Source organism: Streptomyces sp. AA1529 (assembly GCF_000280905.1).
Taxonomy (GTDB): domain Bacteria; phylum Actinomycetota; class Actinomycetes; order Streptomycetales; family Streptomycetaceae; genus Streptomyces.
Window position 1 is genome coordinate 1 of sequence record NZ_ALAP01000048.1, and the last position, 23230, is coordinate 23230.

Genomic DNA, 23230 nt, shown 5'->3' on the forward strand with positions numbered 1-23230 from the left:
CGGTAGGCGATGCCGACGCGGCGGTACTGGGTGCTGGTGGCCTCGGGGGTGATGCCGACGCAGCGCCCGGTGGCGATGGCGGCGAGCCAGTCGTCGATGTCGTGGGTGTACTCGATGGCCGGGCGCGACTCCGCGGGCCACAGTTCGAGGGTGGTGCTGCCGGTGCGCCGGTCCACGACGACGGTGCGCTGCCGCGCCTCGTCGAGGCGGATGCTGCGGCGCCTGGCCCAGGGGTCGTCGGAGGCCATGGCGAGGACGCGGCGCTCGTGCCCGAGGACCGCGTGCGCGTAGCGGTGCCGGTCGACGGCGGTGCGCACCAGGGCGAGGTCGCACGCCCCTTCGGCCAGTCCGCCCGTCGGACTGTTGTGGCGGATCAGCTGCAACTCGATGCCGGGGTGGCGCTCGGCCCAGCGGCGCTGGAACTCCGCTGTGTGCCGGCCCGCGGAGGACCAGGCGTGCCCGAGGCGGAGACGGGTGCGCCCGGCGGTGGCCGCGCGGACCAGGTTGTCGGCCTCGGCGAGCAGCTGGCGGGCGCGGACCAGGACCTCCACTCCGGCGGTCGTGGTGGAGACGGTGCGGCTCGTGCGGTGCAGCAGCCGGACGCCGAGGAGCTGTTCCAGGGAGCGCAGGGTGCGGCTGACCGAGGCCTGCGAGACACCCAGTTCGAGGGCGGCGTCGGTGAAGCTCCCGGTGTCGACGATGGTGACCAGGCAGCGCAGCTGGCGCAGCTCCAGTTCCGGCCCTGACGCGTTCTGCATACGTACAGCGTATCGATGGCCGCTGCGATGCATTTTGCGTATGCATGGCGGCGGACGACAGTGCGGTCATGGCACGGTCCTCCGCACCCCGCGCGCACCCGACACCCGGCACACCCACACCCGCACCCGCACCACTCACCGACGCCCCCGCACCCGCACCCGGCGTGCTCGATGCGACCGGCACACCCGACGCAGCCGGCACAGCCGACGTGCCCGGCGTCTCCCACCACGGCCGCGGCCGGCTGTCCGGACTGGCGCTGATGCTGTGCAGCAGCGTCTCCAACCAGTCCGGTGCGGCCCTCGCCTCGCTCGCCTTCCCGACCCTCGGCCCGGTCGGCGTGGTGGCGGTACGCCAGTGGGTGGCCGCCGTACTGCTGCTGGCCGCCGGCCGGCCGCGGCTGCGGTCCTTCACCGCCGCGCAGTGGCGGCCGGTGCTCGGCCTGGCCGTGGTGTTCGCCGCGATGAACCTGTCGCTGTACGCGGCGATCGACCGGATCGGGCTCGGCCTGGCGGTGACGCTGGAGTTCCTCGGCCCGCTGACCGTGGCGCTGGCCGGCTCGCGGCGGCGGCTGCATCTGGGCTGTGCCGGGGCCGCCGCGGCGGCCGTCGTCGTGCTGGTGCGGCCCGCGCCGAGCACCGACTACCTCGGCATCGCGCTCGCGCTACTGGCGGCGGTCTGCTGGGGCTGCTACATCCTGCTCAACCGCACGGTGGGGGAGCGGCTGCCCGGGGCGCAGGGCTCGGCCGCCGCGGCGCTGGTCTCCGGAGCGCTGTATCTGCCGCTCGGGATCGGTGTGCTGCTGCACCACCGGCCCACGCTCGCCGCCGTGTCCTGCGCCCTGGCCGCCGGGGTGCTGTCCTCCGCCGTCCCGTTCCTGTCCGACCTGATGGCCCTGCGCCGGGTCCCGGCACACTTCTTCGGGGTCTTCATGAGCGTCAACCCGGTCTCGGCGGCGCTGATCGGGCTGGTGGCGCTGGGCCAGCAGCTTCCGGCGCTCTCCTGGGCCGCCGTCCTGGTGATCGTGGCCGCCAACACGGTCGCGGTCAGCACCGAGGCGCATCCCCGCGGCGCGGGTCCGACGGTGGTGGAGAAACGCGGTGGACCGGCGGAGCGGCCCGGCCGATAGTGCTCCGTATGTCTTCCCTCGTGCGCCACCTCACCTTCGACTGCCACGACGCCTACCGCCAAGGCCTGTTCTGGGCCGCGGTGCTGGAGGGCACCCTGGCCGACGACGACCATCCGGGCGACCCCGAGGCGCTGGTGACGGCGCCCGGCGCGGCGCTGCTGTTCGTGACCGTCGAAGAAGCCAAGACGGTCAAGAACCGGGTCCATCTCGATCTCCAGCCGCAGGACCGCACCCGGGAGGAGGATGTCGAGCGGATCCTGGCGCTGGGCGCCACGCTGGTGGCCGACCACCGCACCGCGGACGGCAGGGGCTGGGCGACGCTCGCCGACCCCGAGGGCAACGAGTTCTGCGTGGAGCGCAGCGCGGCGGAGAGGGGCCCGGCCGCCGGCTAGCCCACTGTCCGACGCCCGACGATCAGCCGGTGGCTGGTGCCTCAACCGGTAGGCGATGCCTCGCCAGACGGGCGGCGCTCAGCCTGCGAGTGCCGGCGCGGAGCTCGCACCAACGCACGGTGCCGAGCGGCGCGCCCGCCTTCGTCCGCTTCGCCGGCAAGGCGGAGCGGGAACGCAGGGCCAGACGTGTCCACGGCATGCCGCACGGACCGGGCCATGGTCAGCCACTCCCCTACGCAGCTCCGCCTCGCGTCGGCAACGAGTACGAACTGCCACCGGCCCACACCATCCCGTGATCACCCCGTTTCGGCGCTCCCCCGACTCGACATGTCCAGCCCGGGATGCCGTGTGCGCTGCTGCCGGAGAGTGCGGTGCCCATTCCTCCCACTTGTGACCAATAGGCGCAGATCTCATGAAGACACACCCCTTGCACACAGCATCACCTTGCTAACTTAGCGTCACATGACATTCAGTTGACATGCTCGACACAACAGGGGGGTTGTCCATGAACTTCGCCGAGGAATGGTCCCGACTCAAGACAGACGCGCAAGAGCGCAAACCTCGGGACGACGCCGCCATGCAACTGGCCGGATACAACACAGAGGCCCACGGACGCGGCACCAAACTCCACATCACCTCGAAGCTCCTGCGAAAGCGAGCCGGTGACGCACAAGAAGTCGCCAAGAGCTTCGGCAAGGCCGACAACATGGCGATAAAAGAAACAGGTGAGGTGAAGTCCGGCTTGTCCGGCTTCAAGAGTGCCGGTGCTTTCGCAACGTTCGAGCAACGCTGGGAGGGCCAGGTGCGGCACGTGAAGTGGATGCTGCGGGACGGACTCGCCGATGCGCTCCGGAAAGCGGCCGTCACCTTCGACACCACGGACCACAAACGGAAGCAGGACATGGACAGGCTGGGAGCCAAAGCCCACCAGAACTGACGCTGCTACTTCCGGAGGGGGGAAACGTGGTTTCATACCACTCACTGCTGCACGCCGATCTCAAACCGCTGAAAGAAGCAGTGCAGAAATGGCACAAGGTTCCGGGCAACTACCGGGAGGTGCGGACCCAGTTCCATCGACAGGTGGCGAAGGGGCTGCAGAACTCCGACATGGAGGGCGAAACAGCCGACGCGGCGCTGAAATCGCTGGGAAGCGTCACGCGCCAGATCGATGAAGCCATCGGAGAGGCCGAGGACACCTGGGAGTTCCTGGACAGCGCTTACAAATCGCTCAACAAGTGGCGCAAGAAACTCAAGAGGCGCGTCGAAGAGGTGGGGGAGGACAAGAACCTCGACATCGACTCCAAGGGCACCGTCCACTACAAGCCCAAGAACCTCGATGACCTGGAACCGGAAGATATCGGGCCACAGGCCAAGCGGTACAAGGAAATCGTCAAGGCCCACAACGACTACATCGCGAGGGTATTGGAGCACGCGACTGCGGCCGACGAGACGCTGCACTGGGCGCTGTCCAACGACCACAACGGCCGGGCCAAGGGCTTCGACAGCGACGGCGTCACCAGCATGTCCGACGCCAATCAGCAGCGGAAACAGGCCCGCAAGGACGCTGACGCGCTGACCCACCTGGCCTCCGCATACGAGAACGGTGGAAACCGCCCGAGCGCCGAGGCCGTGCAGAAGATGGCCGACAAACTCGCCCAGCACGAAGGCGACCCCTACTTCGCCGAGCGCTTCGCGACCCGGCTCAAGGCGAAGGGCACACTGCGGCTCTGGGAGAGTGTGGCCGGGATCGACAAACCCGGAAAGGAACGTTTCGCAGCGACACGTGACTTCCAGAAGTCCCTCAGTACCACCTTGGCCACGGCATCACATGTGGACAGCCCCGCGATGCACCAGTGGAAGAAAGACGTCATCAGGCTCGGTCCCAAGCGTTTCGCCAACACCCACCATGTGATCGCCCCCGGCGAGTACTACGCGGAGGCCGGCAGTGCCCCCCGCAGCGTCCGCGGCTTCCAGCTCATGAGCAGCCTCATGCGTTCCGGAGAGTGGGACAAGGACTTCCTGCACGACTACGGAAAGGGCTTCGACGAGGGGAGCGGGGGCAGCAAGAAGCACGTACCGGGTCTGATCGACTTCGAACGCAGCCAGGGCGGCAGCCCGCAGGAACTGTGGCAGGGCAAACCACCGCACGAATACGACTCCTTCCTCAACTACGGCAGGGGCAGCGACGAAGGCATGGACCCCATGGCGGGTTACATGGAGGCACTGGGCCACAACCCGGAAGCGGCACAGGACCTCTTCCACAGTGGCAAGCGCAATTTCGACGGCACGCCCGAGCCGAACGCGGACCTCGACTATCTGCTCCGCAAGCGCGACTGGCCCGCCGGCGGCCCCGGTCTGGGAGACAACGACCGAAGCTACGGCTACGACGAACTCGGCCACGCCCTCGAAGCCGCCGCCCTGAACCGGCCCTGGGACTCCCCGGAAGACGGCCTGCACCGTACCGCCGACAGCGCCAACGTGATGAGCCAAGTGATCAAGGAGGTCGCCGACCATCCCGATCTGGTCTCCGACAAACCCGGCCTCACCAACAGCACGGCGAAGATGGGCGCCGGCTACATCGACGACCTGAACAGAGGCGTGGCCAACTTCGGAGACCGGGAAGACGGTCAGGACCTGCGCGACGCCGCCTTCGGCAACCGCGGCCCCGGGCACATGTCAACGGTGCCCAACATGGACGCCATGGCGTTCCTGCGGGAGGTGGGCAAGCAGCCGGGCGGCTACGAGATCCTCTCCGCCGCCCAGGACCAGTATGTGATCAGTGCGATGAAGGCACACCCGGACCCCGACAGAGAGCTGAACATCCTCCTGGAGACAGGCGCGAAAAGCCAGGGTGCCCTCGACCACGCGCGCGTCGATGCCATCCAGAGCGAGGCCGACGGAAAGAGTACGGACAAACGTGCCGATCTCATTGCGGCAGCCGCCTGGAAGAAATACGCCGTGAGCCAGGGAGTCGGAGCCGTCAAGGGCACCGTCGAACTGCCCCTCGGGGGAGATAACGTGCCCTCCTACGCCTCCTTCGGCGTCCCACTCCTCAGCGGCGCCGCGAGCGGTGCACTTGAAACGCATTTCAACAACCAAATAGACAAACAGGTCCTGGAACAGCGGAAGGAGGAAACCAAGAAATACAACGAAGAAGCCATACAGGACAAAGAAGATTTCCTCAGGATCAGCCACCGGAGAGTAGCGGATTGGTTGGTGATCTACCGGAAGGCTCACGGAATACCCGAGGATTCCGATTGGAACGATGACAGGATTTTCCGAATGGAAATGCATTACAACGGTGGCGACACACAGGGGGACCAAGCCGATGGCGACTGAGCCGACTCGCGCGGCTGCGCTCGGGGCGGCGCTGTTTCTCGTCCTGGGCACCGCAGCCTGCTCTGCGGACTCGGATAAATCCGAAAACCTTCTGAAAGAAACGCCCCTGGATCAGGCTTGTGGTGGAATCTTCACCCAGCAGATGAAAAAGGAAGCGAAGAACCCGCGAGTCCACGCCGTCAAGACCGAAAGTTACCAGGAATCCGCCGCAGACCTTGTGCGGCCGGACGAACACACCCTATTCGCGTCGAAGAAATTGTGCCGCATCACTCCGCTGGAGAAGGACAAACAAATCTCGAGCTTGGTGAGCATCTACGCCGAGTGGGAGGCCACAAAGCCACGGAATGGAAAGTCCACGGAATGGCGCTCATCAACCAACGGCGGGCAGTTTTCCGGCTCGCTCGTCATCCTCTGCCCCAAGCCGGGTGGTCGGGAATTCAAGGAGCACCCCTCGGCCGAGCTCTCTCTTTTCGACGAGCTCCACCTCAGCAACAACTCACGCGCCAAGCTGCTGATCGCAGCAGCGAAAAAATTCGTCCCCCACATGCAGTGCACCAACAAGATCACCTACCCCGACCCGGACGAGGTAGCCCCCCGATAGACAAGAGCCCGCCTTCGCGCTCGCGGGTCAGCATCGCCGCAAACGGGTCGTCCGGAGGGCCCGGACCGGCGCGAGGCGCTGTCGCTGGCTGCCAATCGAAGCGTGATTTCCTCACCGTCAGCCAGCAGCGGGTGATGAAATGGCTGGAAATCTATCAAAATACCCTCGGCATTGACAAGGGCAACCGCTGGAACGAAGAGAGAGCTGCCCGGATGGAATCGCGATATGGCGACGGCGACACCCAAGGCGATCAAGGCGATGGCGACTAAACCGACTCGTGCGGCTGCACTCGGGTGCGCTCTGCTTCTCACCCTCGGGACCGCAGCCTGCTCAGCGGATTCCGACACAGCCGACAACACACTTCCCGAAACACAACTGGGACAAGCCTGTGGCGGAATCTTCGACAAACAGATGCGCGAGGAAGCGAAGAAAACGCGAGTCCACGCCGGTAAAACTGACAGCTACCGAGAAGCCGCCACATATCTCCGGCAACCGGACGCACACAATACGTCCGCGTTGAAGGTGTTGTGCCGCCTCATCCCTCTGGAGAAGGACAAACAAATCTCAAGCCTGTTGAGCCTCTACGCCGAGTGGTATTTCGTAAGTCCACGGAATGGAAAATCCACGGAATGGCGCCCGTCAACAAACAACGGGGAGTATTCCGGCTCCCTCGTCGTTCTCTGCCTCAACCCGGGCGGTAAGAAATACGAGGACGATCACACACTCAAATTCCCTCTCTACGATGATCTCCACCTCAGCAACAACTCACGCGTCAAGCTGCTGATCGCAGCAGCGAAAAAATTCGTCCCCCACATGCAGTGCACGAACAAGATCACCTACCCCGACCCGGACGAGGTGGCCCCCCGATAGACACGAGCTCGACCTCGCGTTCGCGGGTCAGCATCGCCGCGAACGGGCCTCCCGCGTAGACCAGTTGCTCATAGGTGCCGCGTTCGACCACGCGGCCGTGGTCCAGCACGACGATCTCGTCCACCGCGGCCAGCCCCTGGAGGCGGTGGGTGATCAGGACAGTCGTGCGGCCCTCCGTGGCAGCCAGCAGGTCGGCGGTCAGCGCGTCGGCCGTGGGCAGGTCCAGGTGCTCGGCGGGCTCGTCCAGCACGAGGACGGGGAAGTCGGCGAGGAGGGCCCGGGCCAGCGCGAGGCGTTGCCGCTGGCCGCCGGAGAGCTGGGCACCGTACTCGCCGACCAGGGTGTCCAGGCCGCGTGGGAGGGTCGCCACCCAGTCGTCCAGACGGGCGGCGGCGAGTGCCGCGTGCAGTTGGGGTTCGGTCGCGGACGGCTTGGCCAGCCGCAGGTTCTCCCGCAGCGAGCTGTCGAACAGGTGGGCGTCCTGGGCGCAGAGGCCGATCTGCCGTCGGACGGTGTCGGTTGCCGCGTCGAGCGCGGCGACGGCCGGGTCCGGGCCGAAGGTGTAGGTGCCCGCCTGTGGGTCCACGAAGCGGAGCAGCGCGTTGGCGAGGGTCGTCTTGCCGGAGCCCGAAGCGCCGACGACGGCCACCCGGCGGCCCGGTGTCAGTTCCAGATCGAATCCGGCGAGGGCCGGCGGCGCCCCGGTCAGGGTGTCCGGATAGCGGACGGTCAGTTCGCGGACGCGGAGGGGGAACGGGTCGGCGGGCAGCGGTTCGGGGTGTTCGGGTTCCTGGACCGGCGCGGGCGCGTCCAGTACCTCGTACACCCGCTCCGCCGAGCGCCGCACCCGCTGCCGGAACTGCACAGCCTGGGGAAGCGGCGTCACCACCTCGAACACGGCGAGCGGGGTGAGGACGACCGTGGCCAGGAGGAGCCCGTCCAGCCCACCGGCCGTGGTGGCGCGCGCACCCGCCCATGCCGCTGCCGTCACGGTCAGACCGGCGGCCAGGGTGCTCAGCCCGGATGCCAGCGCGGTGCCGGACGCCGAGCGCGCCGCGATCCCGGTCAGTTCCGTGTCCGCCTCGGTCACCTCGCCGCGGCGGGCCGCGAGCGCACCGGTGACCGGCAGTTCACCGGACGCGGTACCGGTGAGCAGGTCCAGCGTGCGGACCGCCAACCGGGCCCGCGCGGGGGCCAGTCGGCGCTCCGTACGCCGGGAGAGGGCCGCTGTGAGCGCGGGTACCGCGATGCCCGCCACCGCCAGGCCCACCGCGAGGGCCGCCCCGGCGGCGGGCAGCAGCCAGGCGGCGAAGACGACCGCCGCCACGCTGACCGTTCCGGCGACGGTGGCCGGGAGCAGCCAGCGCAGGAAGTAGTCCTGGAGCGCGTCCACGTCCGAGACCAGGCGGGTGAGCAGGTCGCCGCGCGCCCGGTTCCGCAGGCCCGCCGGGGCCAGGCGCTCCAGTCGCCGGTAGACGGTGACGCGGAGCTCCGCGAGGACGCGCAGGGCGGCATCGTGCGAGACGAGGCGTTCCGCGTAACGGAAGACGGCTCGGCCGATGCCGAATGCCCGGGTCGCGGTGACCGCCACCATGAGATAGAGGATCGGCGGCTGCTGGGCGGCGCGTGAGATCAGCCAGCCCGAGGTCGCCATCAGCCCTGTCGCCGCGGCCGCCGCGAGGGCGCCCAGGGCGAGGGCGAGGGCGAACTTGCGGTGCAGGCCGTGGGCCGCTTCGCGGACGCGGGTGAGGGGGTTTCGGATGGGGGCGGCGCCGACCGCCGGTGAGAGGCGGGCGTCGGTGGGGGTCTGCGGGCTGCCTCGGCCCTCTCCCGCTCTCGGGCCGGGCGCGTGCCCGCTGCCGCCCCGGACCGCGGGCAGCTCCGAGACGGTCGCGGCGGCCCGCAGCGTCGCCGCGTCGCCGGGCAGCTCGAACACCCGGTCCGCCGCTGCCGACAACGCCGGCCTGTGGGTCACCAGGACCACGGTCTTGCCCTTGGTCAGCCGTCGTACGGCGGCCAGTACGGCGGCTTCGGTCGCCCCGTCCAGCGCGGCCGTCGGCTCGTCCAGCAGCACCAGCGGGCGGTCGGCGAGAAAGGCGCGGGCGAGGGCGACGCGGCGGCGCTGTCCTGCGGAGAGGCCCGTCCCCGACTCCCCCAGCTCCAGTGCCGGGTCGAGATCCGGCGCCCCGGCGTCGGCGAGCGCCCGGGCGACGGCTGCCGCACCGGCGTCGGGCCGTGCCAGACGGACGTTGTCCGCAACCGACCCGGCGAAGAGGTACGGGTGCTGGGGCACCCAGGCGATCTGCCGGTGCCAGGCGGCGAGGTTCAGCTCGGCGAGCGGCACGCCGCCCACCAGCACCCGGCCCTCGGTGGGAGGCGTGAAGCCCAGCAGCACCGACAGCAGGGTGGACTTGCCCCCTCCCGAGGGGCCGGTGAGGGCAACCGTCTCGCCGGGGTGCAGCACCAGGTCCGTCGGTGGCAGCGACCGCCCCGCGCGCCCCTCGTGCCGTACGGCGACCCCCTCCAGCGTCACGGCGGCACCGGAGACGTCCACGCGGGCCGTGCCGGAGGGCGGCATCGGCCGCTCCAGCACCTCGAAGACCGACTCCGCCGCCGCCAGTCCTTCGGCGGCTGCGTGGTAGTGGGTACCTACCTGGCGCAGCGGCAGGTAGGCCTCCGGGGCGAGGATCAGCACCATGAGCCCGGTGTGCAGGTCGAGGTCGCCGTGCACGAGGCGGGTGCCGATGCTGACGGCGACGAGCGCGACGGAGATCGTGGCCAGCAGTTCCAGTGCGAAGGAGGAGAGGAACGCCAGCCGCAGGGTGCGCAGGGTGGCGCGGCGGTAGTCGGCGGTGATGGTGCGGATGTTGTCGGCCTGGGCCTTGGCGCGGCCGAAGACCTTCAGGGTCGGCAGCCCGGCGACGACGTCGAGGAAGTGGCCGGAGAGCCGGGTGAGCAGCTTCCACTGGCGGTTCGTGCGCGACTGTGTGGCCCAGCCGATGAGCGCCATGAAGAGCGGGATGAGCGGCAGGGTGCCGACGATGAGCGCTGCCGAGATCCAGTCGGCGGTGCCGATGCGGGCCAGTACGGCGGCGGGCACCACGACGGCGAGGCCGAGTTGCGGCAGGTAGCGGGCGAAGTAGTCGTCGAGCGCGTCGACGCCGCGGGTGGCGAGCGTGGTCAGTTCGCCGGTGCGCTGCGTGGTGAGGTAGCCGGGCCCGAGCGCGGTGGCCCGCTCCAGCAGCCGCTGCCGCAGCTCGGACTTGACGGCGGCCCCGGACCGGTGCGCGGCCAGTTCGGTCAGCCAGGAGACCAGGCCCCGGGCCAGGGAGACGGCGGCGAGCAGGAGCAGCGCGCCCTGTTCGAGGTTTCCGTTCCGGTAGGCGCCGACGACCACGTCCGCGAGCAGCACGGCCTGGGCGACGACGAGCCCGGCGCCGGCCAGCCCGAGGGCGACCGAGGCGGCGAGGAACAGCCGGGTGGCGCGGGCGTACCGCAGCAGCCGCGGATCGACGGGCTTCATCGTCGCTTCTCCTTCCCGTGGTGCGGTTCAGTGTCCGCCGGAGGGGGCGAGGTGCTGGGTTCCGATGCGCTTGCGGAACACCCAGTAGGTCCAGCCCTGGTAGAGCAGGACGACGGGGGTGGCCAGGGCCGCGCACCAGGTCATGATCTTCAGGGTGTACGGGGTGGAGGAGGCGTTGCTGACGGTCAGGCTCCACTGCTCGTTCAGCGTCGAGGGCATGACGTTCGGGAACAGGGACAGGAAGAGCATCGCCACCGCGGCGACGATCGCCAGCCCGGAGCAGGTGAAGGCCCAGCCCTCGCGGCCGGCGAGGTTGGTGGCGAGTGCGGCGACCAGTGCGGCGGCGGCCACCAGCAGGGCGGCCAGCGAGGCGGTGTCGCCCCGGTGGGCCTGGGTCCACAGCAGGAAGCCGAGTGCGAGCACGGCGGCGGTGGCGCCCGCGCCGGTCGCGGTGCGGCGGGCGCGGGTGCGGATGTCGCCGGCGGTCTTGAGCGCGGTGAAGACGGCCCCGTGGAAGGTGAAGAGGGTGAGGGTGACCAGGCCGCCCAGCAGCGCGTAGGGGTTGAGCAGGTCGGCCAGGTCGCCGACGTACTCCATGTCCGCGTCGATCCGCACCCCGCGCACGATGTTGGCGAAGGCCACTCCCCACAGGAACGCGGTGATCAGGGAGGTCCAGAAGATGGCGTGCTCCCAGTTGCGCTGCCAGCGCTCCTCCTCCCGCTTGGCGCGGTACTCGAAGGCGACGCCGCGCACGATGAGGCAGAGCAGGATGATCAGCAGCGGCAGGTAGAAGCCGGAGAAGAGGGTGGCGTACCACTCGGGGAACGCGGCGAAGGTGGCGCCGCCCGCGGTGAGCAGCCACACCTCGTTGCCGTCCCAGACGGGCCCGATGGTGTTGATCAGTACCCGCCGCTCGGCCCGGTTCCGGGCGAGCAGCTTGGTGAGGATGCCGACTCCGAAGTCGAAGCCCTCCAGGAAGAAGTAGCCGATCCACAGGACGGCGATGAGGACGAACCAGACGTCGTGGAGTTCCATTGCGCAGCGCCCCTGTCTGTCAGTACGAGAAGGCCATGGGCCGGTCGTCGGAGTCGGAGTCGGCGTCGGCGCCGCCGCTGCCGCCGCCGATCCGGGTGGGCGGGTTGAGGTCGGCCTCGGTCAGCTCGGGCGGCCCGGCCTTGACGTACTTGACCAGCAGCCGGACCTCGATGACGGCCAGCAGCGCGTACAGCGCGGTGAAGGAGATCAGCGAGATGAGGACCTCGCCCTGGGAGACGCTGGGGGAGACGGCGGCGGAGGTGGGCAGCACGCCGTAGACGACCCAGGGCTGGCGGCCGGTCTCGGTGAAGATCCAGCCCCAGGCGTTGGCGATCAGCGGGAAGCCGAGGGTGAGGACGGACAGCCGCCAGTACCAGGTGCCCAACCGGGTGCCCAGTTCGCGGTCCTTGGTCAGGGCGAGCCGCGGCACCTCGTCCTCGCCGGTGCGCAGCCGCTCGGCCAGCCAGAACCGGCGCCGGGTGAGGTAGAGGCCGGCGGCGCCGAGGGCGAGCGAGGACATCCCGAAGCCGATCATCCAGCGGAAGGACCAGTAGGCGACGGGGATGTTGGGCCGGTAGTCGTCCAGCCCGGTGCTGTCCTTGAACTTCTCCCTGAGCTGCGCGTTGGTGTCGTTGATCCCGGGGACGGCCTCGTAGAAGTTGTCGTGTGCGAGGAAGGAGAGGACGCCGGGGATCTCGATGGCGACCTTGTTGTGCCCCTTCTCGACGTCGCCGTAGGAGAAGACGGAGAAGGGTGCCGGCGCCTGGGTCTCCCACAGCGCCTCGGCGGAGGCCATCTTCATCGGCTGCTGCTCGTACATGATCTTGCCGAGCCGGTCGCCGCTGACGGCGGTCAGCAGTCCGGCGGCCACCAGGGTGACCAGGCCGAGCCGCAGGGAGCTGCGCATCACGGCGATGTGCCGCTTGCGCAGCAGGTGGTAGGCGGCGATACCGACCATGAAGGCCGCGCCGGTGAGGAAGGCCGCGGTCATGGTGTGGAAGAACTGCGCGAGCGCGGTGTTCTGGAACAGGATGCCGAAGAAGTCGGTCATCTCCGCGCGGCCGTTCTGCTCGTTGATCCGGTAGCCGACCGGGTGCTGCATCCAGGAGTTCGCGGCCAGGATGAAGTACGCGGAGGCGATGGTGCCGAGGGCGACCAGCCAGATCGTCGCCAGGTGCAGTTTCTTCGGGAGCTTGTCGCGGCCGAAGATCCACAGTCCGATGAAGGTGGACTCCATGAAGAACGCGATCAGTGCCTCGAAGGCCAGCGGTGCGCCGAAGATGTCGCCGACGAAGCGGGAGTAGGCGGACCAGTTCATCCCGAACTGGAACTCCTGGACGATGCCGGTGACCACGCCCATGGCGATGTTGATCAGGAAGAGCTTGCCCCAGAAGCGGGTCGCCTTGAGGTACTTCTCCTTGTTCGTGCGCACCCACGCGGTCTGGAGCACCGCCGTGAAGGTGGCCAGCGAGATGGTGAGGGGCACGAAGAGGAAGTGGTAGACGGTCGTGATGCCGAACTGCCAGCGCGCCAGTGTCTCCGGCGCCAACGCAAGGTCCACGTTGCTCTCTCCTTCAGGCACGCGCCTGAGCGCATTCGTGAATGCGTTCACATTCACAAGGCCAGCGTACGACGGCCCCATTCCGGACATGTCACCGGGCCCCCCACTCGCCGTGAAGGCATGCCCAAAACGAGGCCGGGCGGGCCCCGCACCTCGGGAACCCGCCCGGCCACCGCCGCCGGCCACCGCTCCGCACGGCGGAGCGGTGCCCGGCGACCGGCTACACCTCTTTCCGGAAAGCCGCCGCGACCTGCAGGAAGATGGCGTTGGCCGCGGGCTCCCCGAGGGAGACCCGCACCCCCTCGCCGGGGAACGGGCGCACGGTGACCCCGGCCTCCTCGGCGCGCTCCGCGAACTCGGCGGTCCGCTCCCCCAGCCGCAGCCAGACGAAGTTCGCCTGCGACTCCGGCACCGTCCAGCCCTGCGCACGCAGCTCGGCCAGCACATGTGTGCGCTCTTTCACAAGCGCCTCCACCCGCTCCAGCAGCGCCTCCTCGCTGCGCAGCGAGGCGATCGCCGCCTCCTGTGCGAGCTGGCTCACCCCGAACGGCACCGCGGTCTTGCGCAGCGCGGCGGCCACCGGCTCGTGCGCCACCGCGAAGCCCACCCGCAGCCCGGCCAGGCCGTAGGCCTTGGAGAACGTCCGCAGCACGCACACGTTCGGCCGGTCGCGGTACAGCTCCAGTCCGTCGACCACCCGCTCGTCGCGGACGAACTCGCGGTACGCCTCGTCCAGCACCACCAGCACGTCGCCGGGCACCCGGTCCAGGAAGCGCTCCAGGTCGGCGCGGGGGATGGCGGCGCCCGTGGGATTGTTCGGGTTGCAGACGAAGATCAGGCGGGTGCGCTCCGTGATCGCGTCCGCCATCGCGTCCAGGTCGTGCGCCTCCCGCTCCGCGCCCCCGGTCAGCGGCACCCGGACCGAGGTCGCGCCGGAGATCTGGGTGATGATCGGGTACGCCTCGAAGGAGCGCCAGGCGTAGATCACCTCGTCGCCGGGGCCGGCCGTCGTCTGGAGGAGCTGCTGGGCCACACCGACCGAACCGGTTCCGGTGGCCAGGTGCGCGGCGGGCACCGCGAACCGCTCGGCCAGCTCCGCGTACAGCTCCGTGCAGGCCATGTCGGGGTAGCGGTTGACGGAGGCGGCCGCCGCGGAGACCGACTCCAGCACCCCGGGCAGCGGCGGGTAGGGGTTCTCGTTCGACGACAGCTTGTAGGAGACGGGACCACCGGCGGCGGCCGGGCGCCCCGGCTTGTAGCTGGGGATGCCCTCCAGCGCCTCCCGCAGCCGGGGGCCTCCCGGGCTCCGCTCGCTCATGTCACTCACCGCTGCTCCTCCTCCGTCGTCACCCTCGGCTCCGCCGGCGCGCTGCGCCAATACTCCTCACCTTAAGAGGATTCACCCGCACGGCGTAGCTCCCCAGGTGATCCCGTCCCCGACCGGTTCGCTCGCGGGAAGCTCCGGGACGGCTGGGGGCGCTCGAAGTTGTCGCACTCCCCCCTACACGCCTGCGTGCGCCGGAAAACGCGCGCGCTGGTGGCGAGCGCGGTAGCGCGCGTCACTCGTGAAGGTGAGTTGAGAGTGGCTCTCATCCCCGCCCACGCCCTGGAACAGCGCGCTTTCGGCGGCCGGGCACGCCCCGGAGCCGCCCGTTCCGAGCTGGGGTTTCCCCACTCGCCGGGGAAAGGGGCGGGCAACAGCGCCCCGCCTCGGCACCGCTCGGCGACCGCCCCACCGGCTGCCCTGTCCGGGCCTAACATCGGCTCGCCATGACAGCAGCAGAGAAGCATCAGGCGGGCCGGACACCGGCCGCAGCGCCCCTGCCCGGGGCCGGGAGGTGCCCTCCCCCACGCGGCGGGGCCCGGTCGAAGGGACGGGCGGGCATCAGAGATGTCGCCGCCGCAGCCGGTGTCTCCATCACGACTGTCTCCGACGCCCTCAACGGCAAGGGCCGCCTCCCGGACGCGACGCGCAGCCACGTCCGCGAGGTCGCAGAGCGGCTGGGCTACCGCCCGTCGGCCGCCGCACGCACGCTGCGCACGGGCAAGTCGGGGCTGATCGGCCTGACGGTGACGACATACGGCGAAGAACCGTTCACCTTCACGGAGTTCGCCTACTTCGCCGAGATGGCCCGGGCCGCCACCTCGGCCGCGCTGGCCCGCGGCTACGCACTGGTGATCCTGCCCGCACCGGCCCGGCGCGGGCCCGCGGAGGCGGGTGCCCCGGACGTCTGGTCCAACGTCGCGCTGGACGGGACCGTCGTCGTGGACCCCTCGGCGCAGGACCCGATCGTCAGCGAGCTGCTCCGCTCCGGACTGCCCGTCGTCTCCGACGGCCGCCCCAGCGACTCCCTCCCGGTGACCACCTGGGTGGACAACGACCACGAGGCGGCCGTCCGGGACATCCTCGACCACCTCGCCGAATCCGGCGCCCGCCGCATCGGGCTGCTGACCGGCACCAGCACCGACACCTACACCCGGCTGTCGACCACCGCGTACCTGGACTGGTGCGAGCGGGTCGGCCAGGAACCGGTCTACGAGCGCTACCCCGCGCACGACCCGTGCGCCGGAGCCGTCGCCGCCGACCGGCTGCTCGCCAGACCGGACCGCCCCGACGCGGTGTACGGACTCTTCGACCCGAACGGCACCGACCTGCTGGCCGCGGCCCGCCGCTACGGACTGCGGGTACCGGAGGACCTGCTGCTGGTGTGCTGCAGCGAGTCCCCCGCCTACGCCACCACGGCGCCCTCCGTCACCACCCTGTCCCTGAAGCCCCGGCGGATCGGCAACACCGTCGTCCAGCTGCTGATCGACGCCATCGAGGGCCTCGCTCCGGCCCGCCCCGTCCAACGGGTGATGCCGACCGAGCTGATCGTCCGCGCATCCTCCCGGCGCGGCAGCGCCCGCACGACGGTCAGCGCCCCCCGTACGCCCGCGGCCGACTGAGCACGCTCCGGCCGTTCGGACCCCGGCGCGGAAGCCGAACGGCCGGGGTACGGGGCCCGGTACGCCCCGGGACGCGGAGCGTTGTGCGGCCCGGCGGGGCCGCGCGGCGCGGCCGGGCGGGTCTCCGGGGGGATCCGGTGACGGATTTCGTAGGGTACGACAGCGGAGAATTCAGGAGGAATTCCCCCTCGGCCCGGCCACCTCGTCAAATGCGCGCCCCCAGGTGCGTCACAAGCCGCGACCAGCGTTCCTATGATTGGGTGCACCCGGCCGAAGCCGGGGGAGGACGACACCGGGACCGGCTCCCGGCCTGGGGCGAAACCCCGGCCGACAGACCAGCGGATGGGGCCCACGGAAGGGGGAGGTCCTGCGGTGCACGGCGGCGGCGCGATGGTGGAGGGGTCGATGACTCAGGGGGCCGGTCAGGGACCCGACGTATGGCACGGCGGGGAGACAACACACGGCGAGGGGACCGCCCAGACGCTGTCCGCGGTCCCCCGGTCCGAGGGGCCCGGGGGACCGCGCGATCCGCGGTCGGCCGGGGCGGCGGACGCAGCGCGCACGGATCCCCGCGCACCGATGGTCCCGGCTGCGCCGCGCGCGGCGGCAGGCGGCCGGGCGGCGGACGCCGGGGCGGCGGACATGCCGGCGGCGGGCCGACCGGAGGCGGGCATTCCGGCGCCGTCCGGCGCGGCCCGCGGGCTCCGCGCCGGACGGCGCCGCTCCCGGCGGACGGGTACCGGAGGAACCCGTGGCGGACGGACCCGCGCCGTCGGCTCCGGCGGTGGCCACGGCTGCCGGGACCGGTGCCGCGGCCACCGGGACGGCGGCGGGCGGCAGGGACGGGATGCCCGAGGAGTACACACCGACCGAACGGGATCTGCCCGTGCTGGGGACCGCCGCCGCGGCGGCCGGCGGCCCGGAGCCGACGATGGTGGACGTGCCCGTTCCGGCGGGCGCGGTCAACGACGGGGACGGCCCGCTCTACGTCGTCGGGGACGTGCACGGCTACCTCGACGAACTGCGCACCGCGCTCCGTCAGTTCGGCATCATCGACGCGGACGGCCACTGGATCGCGGGCAACGCCCGGCTGTGGTTCCTGGGCGACTTCACCGACCGCGGCCCGGACGGCATCGGCGTCATCGAGCTGGTCATGCAGCTCTCCGCGGAGGCCGCGGCCGTCGGCGGCTACTGCAAGGCGCTGATGGGCAACCACGAGCTGCTGCTGCTGGGCGCGAAGCGGTTCGGGGACACGCCGGTCAACTCCGGCGCCGGCACGGCCTCGTTCCAGGCGGCGTGGCTGCTCAACGGCGGCCAGCGCAGCGACATGGAGCGGCTCGCCGACCACCATCTGCAGTGGATGTCCCGGCTGGACGCCATCGCGCTGGCCGACAGCCATCTGCTGGTGCACTCCGACGCGAGCTGCTACCTCGACTACGGCGACACCATCGAGGCCGTCAACGACGCGATCACCGAGGCCCTCCAGCGCAACGACGCCGAGGAGACCTGGGAACTGTTCCGCAAGTTCACCAAGCGGTTCGCCTTCCGCGAGGAGACCGCCGGGCCGGCGGCCGTGCGGGAACTGCTGGACACCTTCGGCGGCACCCGGATCGTGCACGGACACAGCCCGATCCCGTATCTGCTGGGCGAGGTCGACAGCGAGGACGGCGAGAGCGGGCCGGACGTCACCGGACCGCATGTGTACGCCGACGGGCTGGCCGTCGCCATGGACGGCGGCGTCACCATGGCCGGCAAGCTGCTCATCGCCCAGCTCCCGCTGGTGCAGTGAACCGCACCCCGTCGGTCCGGGCTCCCCGCCGGGGGCGCGGAGGCCGGATCGACGGGGCGCGCGGAGCGCGGTTCCACACCCCCGCTGATTCACGCGCGGATATCCGGGCAGGTTTTTTCCAGAAGTGATCGGCTGGGGGGCGTCGCTGTAGCGGGTCAATTCTGGAAAGTGTCTGTCACGCGACGCGGGAACAGCTCTACCATCAGGGCTTGCCGTCCCGAGTTGTCCGCCTGCTGACCTGCCCCGCCCTCGACCGGCCGCCTGGGCCCTACGGAGCATCGGGGGATGCACATGAACAGCGCTCCGCACCTGCTGCGCGAGGACCGACCCGAGTTCGAGCGGGTCCTCGACGAGGCACTGCGAACCGCTCACCGACGCCCCGACCTCGCGGCGATCGGCCAACGGCTGAACGCCGAGCAGTTGCGCACGATGGCGCTCAGCGCCGCCACCGCGATAGCCGCCTGCGCCGAGGCGGAGTACCAGCAGTTCGTCCGGCTCCGCGAGGAGCTGCGCCGCCCGGAAAACGCCCCGTCCGTCGCGGGCGCCCCCGTCGCGGGCGGACCCGCGCAGGGCGGCTCCGACGGCGCCGCTGCCGAGGTGCGCGACCCCGGCCAGGGCGCCGGCAGCGTCGGGGAGCGGCTGGTGGGCGCGATGGGCGGCGAGAGCCTCGCCGAGGCGTCCGGCGCCGGGCTGATGGCGGTCGTCTCCGTCCTCGCCCCCGTGCTGGCGGCCACCGCAGCCGTCATCTTCCTGCTGCTCGGCTACGCGCTGCGGATGCTCTCCCCGGAGCCTGCCGTGGCCGGGCCGATCCGCAGCGCCGGCTGGGTGTTCGCGGCCTTCGCCGCGGCCGGGATCCTGGTGGCCATGGCCGGTCTGCTGCTCACGGCGCTGCGCAACGGCGCCAGTTCGATCCGGGCGGCCGGCGGCGGGACCGGCGCCGATCCGGGCGCCGGCCAGCTGACCGAGGAGGTGGCGCTGGCCCGCTCCGCCTGGCGGGAGGCGCTGCTGGAGCGGGGCATCGTGCCGTTCCTGCGGGAGGCGCTGGCCGATCCGGACGGTCCGCGGCAGGCTCCGGCCGCCTACGTGCCACAGCAGCCCGGCAGTCCGCTCGGCTACTCGCACCCCGGGTTCTCCAGCCGGCCCTCCTCGGAGTCGGACGAGAAGTACTCCCGGCCCCGCTTCAGCAGCCCGGACTACTCGAGCCCCGAGTACGGCGGCCCGGAGACCTCGGGCTGAGCCGGTCCGCCCGCGGCGGTCCGCGCCGGCGGACGGCCGCTCAGCCCGCCTGGTCCAGGGCCCGCCGGATGTCCGTCACCAGGTCGACGCTGTCCTCCACACCGACCGACAGCCGCACGAAGCCCTCCGGTACCGCGTCCCCGCCCCAGCGGCCCCGGCGCTCGGCCGTGGAACGGACCCCGCCGAAACTGGTGGCGTCGTTCACCAGGCGCAGCCGGCCCAGGAAGCGGTTGGCGAACGCCTGGTCGGACAGGGTGAAGGAGACGACGCAGCCATAGCGGCTCATCTGCCGGGCGGCCAACTGGTGCGAGGGGTCCTGCGGCAGCCCCGGGTGGCGCACGTCCCGCACCTCGGGCCGGACCGCCAGCGCCTCGGCCACGGCCAGCGCGTTGCCGGCCTGGCGCTGGGTGCGGACGTCGAGGGTCGCCAGCGACCGGTGCGCCAGCCACGCCTCCATCGGCCCCGGGATCGCGCCGACCGTCTTGCGCCAGCCGCGTACCGCCGCCGCGATGTCCGGGTTGCGGGTGGCCACATAGCCCAGCAGGACGTCGCCGTGCCCGGTGAGCGCCTTGGTGCCGCTGGCCACCGAGATGTCGGCGCCCAGCAGCAGGGGGCGCTGCCCGAGGGGGGTGGCGAGGGTGTTGTCCACTGCCACCAGCGCACCGCCCTCGTGCGCGGCCGCGGCCAGCTTGCGGATGTCGCACACGTCCAGCCCCGGGTTGGAGGGCGTCTCCAGCCACAGCAGATCGGCCCCCTCCAGTTCGGCGAGCTGCCCGTCGCCGCCGGTGGGAGCGGTGCGCACCTGGACACCGAAGTTCTCCAGCCGCTCGTGCAGCGCGGACAGCAGGTTGTAGCCGTCCGAGGGCAGCACCACCGTCCGGCCCGGGCGGAGCTGCGAGAGCAGCACCGCGGAGATCGCGCCCATGCCGGACGAGAAGACGACCACCTCGGCGTCCGGGTCGCCGGGCGCCTCCAGTTCGGCGAGCGCCTGCTCCAGCTGGGTCCAGGTGGGGTTGGCGTCCCGGCCGTAGGCGTACGGTGCGCCCTCCACCTCGCCGGGCAGGTGGTAGTGGGCGGCGAAGACCGGCCCCGGCAGGGGCGGCTCGTACGGCTCCTCGGCGGGCAGTCCGGCGCGGACCACCCGGGTGCCGTCGGCGTCGTTCGCCGGGCCGTAGTCGAGATGCGGGCCGGTGAAGGGCGGATCGTCCGAAGCGGTCATGGCTGCCTCTCTGTCGCGCGACACGGCGGGCCGCGGTCGGTTCCCGCCCGGAGCGGTCGGCGGCCGGCGGGCACCGCCCGCACCGGGCGGGTCAGCCGAGCGCCGCGCGGGCCGCCGCGCCGCTCTCAGCACCGTATCCGCCGCCGAAGAGCACGGCATGGACCAGGAGGTGCTGGAGTTGGTGCAGCGGGACCCGGGCCCGGCGGCCGGGCAGTGGACGGACCTCCTCGTACGCGGCGAGCAGCACCGGCAGTTCGGGGCAGCCGAACAGTTCGAGCATCGCCAGGTCCGTCTCCGGATGGCCGCCCTGGGCCGCCGGGTCGATCAGCACGGCCCGGCCGTCCGCCGTCCAGTGCACGTTGCCGGACCACAGGTCGCCGTGGATGACAGCGGGCGGCTGCGGAGGGCCCGCCACCGCTTCGTCGTCGAGCCGGTCGCACACCCGCTCGACGTCCCGCGCTTCCCGCGGGCCGATGCGGCCGCTGTCCACGGCGGCGCGCAGCAGCGGCAGCAGCCGGTGCTCGGCGTGGAAGCCGGGCCAGGCGGCCGGATCGGCGGTGGGCCGGGGCGGCGAGGTCAGCGGCAGCGGCCCGAGGTAGCAGGGCTGCCCGGGAGTGCCCCAGGACGGCGCCGCCGTCCCGTGCAGCGCCGCGAGTTCCCGGCCCAGCCGCTCGGCCGCCGCCCGTTCGGGCGCCCTCGGCTCGATCCACTGCAGGACGAGCACGTCCCGCTCGGCGGCGTACACCTCCGGCACCGGGACCGTCCCGGTGGCGCGCAGCCGGGCCAGTCCGGCGGCCTCGGCGGCGAAGAAGTCGGCGGGGGCGGCGTCCAGCGCCTTGGCGAAGACGGTGGTGGCGGAGCCGGCGGAGCCGGCGGCGGCGTCGGGGGTGGCCCGGGAAGCGGCGCCCGCGGGTTCCCGGGGCGCGCTCCCGTGCCCCCTGTCGCCCGGGGCCGGGCGCTCTGCTCGTGGGGCGAGCACCACCTGGTAGGCGTCGCAGATCGAGCCGCCGCCGACCGGGACGGCCCGGACGGCCCGGCGGCCCAGCAGCTCGGCCGTACGGGCCACCGGGCGCGGCGGTGGCGGGGCGGCGCTCCCGCCACCCGCGCCCGCCGCGGCCGTCAACCCGCCTCCCGGGCCCCGACGGCGGCGGCGACCTCCGACAGCAGTCCGGGGACGGCGGCCTCCACCATCGCCAGGCACCTGGCGAAGCCGCGCGCGCCTCCGTAGTAGGGGTCGGGCACGCTCAGCCCGTCCGGACCGCTGTCCGGGTCGTAGGAGCGCAGCAGCCGCACCGTGGCGGCCTCGGCCGGGTTGCGGGCCATCGCCCGCAGCTCCGCGGCGTGCCCCTCGTCGAGGGCGACGACGAGATCGTGCCGGTCGAACCAGTCCGGTTCGAACAGCCGTGCCGTGTGGCTGAGGGGATACCCGGCGGCCTCCAGCACGTCGCTCGTACGGGGATCGGCGGCGTCACCGAGGTGCCAGCTCCCGGTGCCCGCGCTGCCGGTCTCGACCAGACCCTCCAGTCCCGCCTCCCGCACCCGGGCGCGGAAGACGGCCTCGGCCATCGGGGAGCGGCAGATGTTGCCGGTGCAGACGAAGCAGACGCGGTACATCCCGTCAGTCCCGGTCCAGTGCCATGTTCAGCGCCCAGGAGACGACCGAGATGATCAGGCCGCCGAGGAACGCGGTGCCGAACCCGTCCACGTGGAAGCTCACGTCGAGCTTGTCCGCGACCCAGGAGGTCAGCATGAGCATCAGGGCGTTGATCACCAGCGTGAAGAGCCCGAGTGTGAGCACCAGCAGCGGCAGCGAGAGCAGCTTCACGAGCGGCTTGACCACGACGTTGACGACGCCGAAGATCAGGGCGACGACGAGCAGCGTCAGCGCCTTCTCACCTGAGGAACCACCGGTCAGCTCGATATCGCTGAGCAGCCAGGTCGCCACGGCCAGAGCCGCCGCGTTGGCCAGCGTCTTGATGAGGAAGTTCATACTCAGATCGTCGCAGAACAGCCGCCAGGCCAGGGAGAGGGGACAGCGGTGAAGGCATTCCGGCTGGAGGAGCTGGAGGCGGAGCGCGCCGTGAACGACGGTGCGTACCTCCGGTTCCTGCACGAGCGCAACATGTCGGCCGGCCTGTACGCGCTGGACGCGGGTGCCGTCGACCGGCAGCAGCCGCACGCCCAGGACGAGGTGTACTTCGTCGTCAGCGGCCGCGGCTCGATCACCGTCGGGGACGAGACGACGCAGGTGGCGCGGGGCAGCGTGGTCTATGTACCGGCCGGGGTGACGCACAAGTTCCACCACATCTCGGAGGACCTGCGGGTCCTGGTGGTCTTCTCGCCTCCCGAGAGCTGAGCGGCCCCCGCGAGCGGGCCGATCCGGTCCCACCGGGGCCGAGCCGGTTCTTCAGGGTCGACTCAGGGTCGGATTCAGGGGAGGACAGGGGCCCGCAGCGGCCCATCGGCCCACCGCCCGCTCTAGCATCGAGGGCAGAGGGTGCGAAGAGCCCTCGCCAACTCTCAGAGACGGAGCAGACAGTCATGGACGCGAAAGGCACCCTTGCCGGCCTGCCGTGGTGGGTCACGTGGATCGTCATACCAGTGATCGCGCTGGTCGTCTTCGGCGGCCTGATCGCCAGCCTGGTGGGCTTCCTGATCGGCCTGCTGTTCAAGGTGCTGATCTTCGTCGCCCTGGTCGGCGGTGTCGTCTACCTCGTCCGCCACTTCAAGGGCGGCGGCTCCTCGGGCAGCGGCTGGTGAACCCCGCCCGCACCGGGCGCACCCCGCGGTGGGCGATGGGGCCCGCGGCGTCCCGCGGTGGGCCCACGGCGACG

General features: G+C 71.1%; 20 protein-coding genes. 11 read left to right on the plus strand and 9 right to left on the minus strand.

Annotation, left to right across the window (positions count from 1 at the left end; genetic code table 11):
• Nucleotides 1-758, minus strand: a 758-nt coding sequence (locus A949_RS0114215) for a LysR family transcriptional regulator (RefSeq protein ID WP_019356683.1), incomplete at its 3' end; no start/stop codon positions are given.
• Between the two features lie 260 nt (nt 759-1018).
• Between A949_RS0114215 and A949_RS33440 the strand changes: the two genes are divergently transcribed.
• From A949_RS33440 to A949_RS38095, 6 genes are all read left to right on the plus strand, one after another.
• The gene (locus A949_RS33440; protein ID WP_106428816.1) at nt 1019-1885 is read left to right on the plus strand and encodes an EamA family transporter; all 867 of its coding nucleotides are present in this window, start codon (nt 1019-1021) and stop codon (nt 1883-1885) included.
• Between the two features lie 8 nt (nt 1886-1893).
• Nucleotides 1894-2277, plus strand: a complete 384-nt coding sequence (locus A949_RS0114225) for a VOC family protein (protein WP_019356685.1) — start codon at nt 1894-1896, stop codon at nt 2275-2277.
• Between the two features lie 505 nt (nt 2278-2782).
• Nucleotides 2783-3214 carry a type VII secretion target gene (locus tag A949_RS33445; RefSeq protein ID WP_106428813.1) on the plus strand — a complete coding sequence of 144 codons (432 nt, stop codon included), beginning with the start codon at nt 2783-2785 and terminating at the stop codon, nt 3212-3214.
• Nucleotides 3215-3240: 26 nt separating this feature from the next.
• Nucleotides 3241-5616: a hypothetical protein gene (locus A949_RS0114235; protein ID WP_158687586.1), complete on the plus strand. Its 2376-nt coding sequence runs from the start codon at nt 3241-3243 to the stop codon at nt 5614-5616.
• Nucleotides 5606-6217 (plus strand): hypothetical protein, encoded by a 612-nt coding sequence (locus tag A949_RS0114240; RefSeq protein WP_019356688.1) that lies wholly within the window; start codon nt 5606-5608, stop codon nt 6215-6217. Before A949_RS0114235 ends, A949_RS0114240 begins: the two co-directional genes overlap by 11 nt.
• Before the next feature lie 225 nt (nt 6218-6442).
• Entirely contained in the window at nt 6443-7087 is a 645-nt protein-coding gene (locus A949_RS38095; RefSeq protein WP_158687587.1) for a hypothetical protein, read from the plus strand.
• Here A949_RS38095 and cydD read toward each other — a convergent pair.
• The 4 genes from cydD to hisC all read right to left on the minus strand — a co-directional run bounded on the left by cydD (nt 7050) and on the right by hisC (nt 14524).
• Complete coding sequence (cydD, locus tag A949_RS0114245; RefSeq protein ID WP_019356689.1) at nt 7050-10610, minus strand: thiol reductant ABC exporter subunit CydD; 3561 nt, start codon at nt 10608-10610, stop codon at nt 7050-7052. The two genes, A949_RS38095 and cydD, sit on opposite strands and share 38 nt — an antisense overlap.
• 27 nt (nt 10611-10637) lie before the next feature.
• A complete protein-coding gene (cydB, locus tag A949_RS0114250) occupies nt 10638-11645 on the minus strand; it encodes a cytochrome d ubiquinol oxidase subunit II (protein ID WP_019356690.1) in 1008 nt (335 codons plus the stop codon).
• Between the two features lie 19 nt (nt 11646-11664).
• Nucleotides 11665-13206, minus strand: a complete 1542-nt coding sequence (locus A949_RS0114255) for a cytochrome ubiquinol oxidase subunit I (protein ID WP_026004638.1) — start codon at nt 13204-13206, stop codon at nt 11665-11667.
• Between the two features lie 220 nt (nt 13207-13426).
• A complete protein-coding gene (hisC, locus tag A949_RS0114260) occupies nt 13427-14524 on the minus strand; it encodes a histidinol-phosphate transaminase (RefSeq protein ID WP_019356692.1) in 1098 nt (365 codons plus the stop codon).
• Nucleotides 14525-14976: 452 nt separating this feature from the next.
• Here hisC and A949_RS0114265 point away from each other — a divergent pair, with 452 nt between their 5' ends.
• The 3 genes from A949_RS0114265 (at nt 14977) to A949_RS0114275 (ending at nt 19177) form a co-directional block, all read left to right on the plus strand.
• A complete protein-coding gene (locus tag A949_RS0114265; protein ID WP_019356693.1) occupies nt 14977-16152 on the plus strand; it encodes a LacI family DNA-binding transcriptional regulator in 1176 nt (391 codons plus the stop codon).
• Between the two features lie 751 nt (nt 16153-16903).
• The gene (locus A949_RS0114270; RefSeq protein WP_019356694.1) at nt 16904-17941 is read left to right on the plus strand and encodes a metallophosphoesterase; all 1038 of its coding nucleotides are present in this window, start codon (nt 16904-16906) and stop codon (nt 17939-17941) included.
• A gap of 285 nt (nt 17942-18226) precedes the next feature.
• Nucleotides 18227-19177, plus strand: coding sequence for a hypothetical protein (locus A949_RS0114275; RefSeq protein WP_019356695.1), 951 nt, complete (start codon nt 18227-18229; stop codon nt 19175-19177).
• 40 nt (nt 19178-19217) lie between these two features.
• On the opposite strand, the gene A949_RS0114280 is transcribed toward A949_RS0114275, so the two are convergent.
• The 4 genes from A949_RS0114280 to A949_RS0114295 form a co-directional block, all read right to left on the minus strand.
• Complete coding sequence (locus tag A949_RS0114280) at nt 19218-20396, minus strand: cystathionine gamma-lyase (RefSeq protein WP_019356696.1); 1179 nt, start codon at nt 20394-20396, stop codon at nt 19218-19220.
• Between the two features lie 91 nt (nt 20397-20487).
• Nucleotides 20488-21519: a fructosamine kinase family protein gene (locus A949_RS0114285; protein WP_106428814.1), complete on the minus strand. Its 1032-nt coding sequence runs from the start codon at nt 21517-21519 to the stop codon at nt 20488-20490.
• Nucleotides 21516-22010, minus strand: a complete 495-nt coding sequence (locus tag A949_RS0114290) for a low molecular weight protein-tyrosine-phosphatase (RefSeq protein ID WP_019356698.1) — start codon at nt 22008-22010, stop codon at nt 21516-21518. Before A949_RS0114290 ends, A949_RS0114285 begins: the two co-directional genes overlap by 4 nt.
• Nucleotides 22011-22014: 4 nt before the next feature.
• A complete protein-coding gene (locus A949_RS0114295) occupies nt 22015-22386 on the minus strand; it encodes a phage holin family protein (protein WP_019356699.1) in 372 nt (123 codons plus the stop codon).
• A gap of 48 nt (nt 22387-22434) precedes the next feature.
• Here A949_RS0114295 and A949_RS0114300 point away from each other — a divergent pair, with 48 nt between their 5' ends.
• Entirely contained in the window at nt 22435-22752 is a 318-nt protein-coding gene (locus A949_RS0114300) for a cupin domain-containing protein (protein WP_019356700.1), read from the plus strand.
• Between the two features lie 185 nt (nt 22753-22937).
• The gene (locus tag A949_RS0114305) at nt 22938-23156 is read left to right on the plus strand and encodes a DUF5326 family protein (protein ID WP_019356701.1); all 219 of its coding nucleotides are present in this window, start codon (nt 22938-22940) and stop codon (nt 23154-23156) included.
• Nucleotides 23157-23230: the final 74 nt, after the last annotated feature.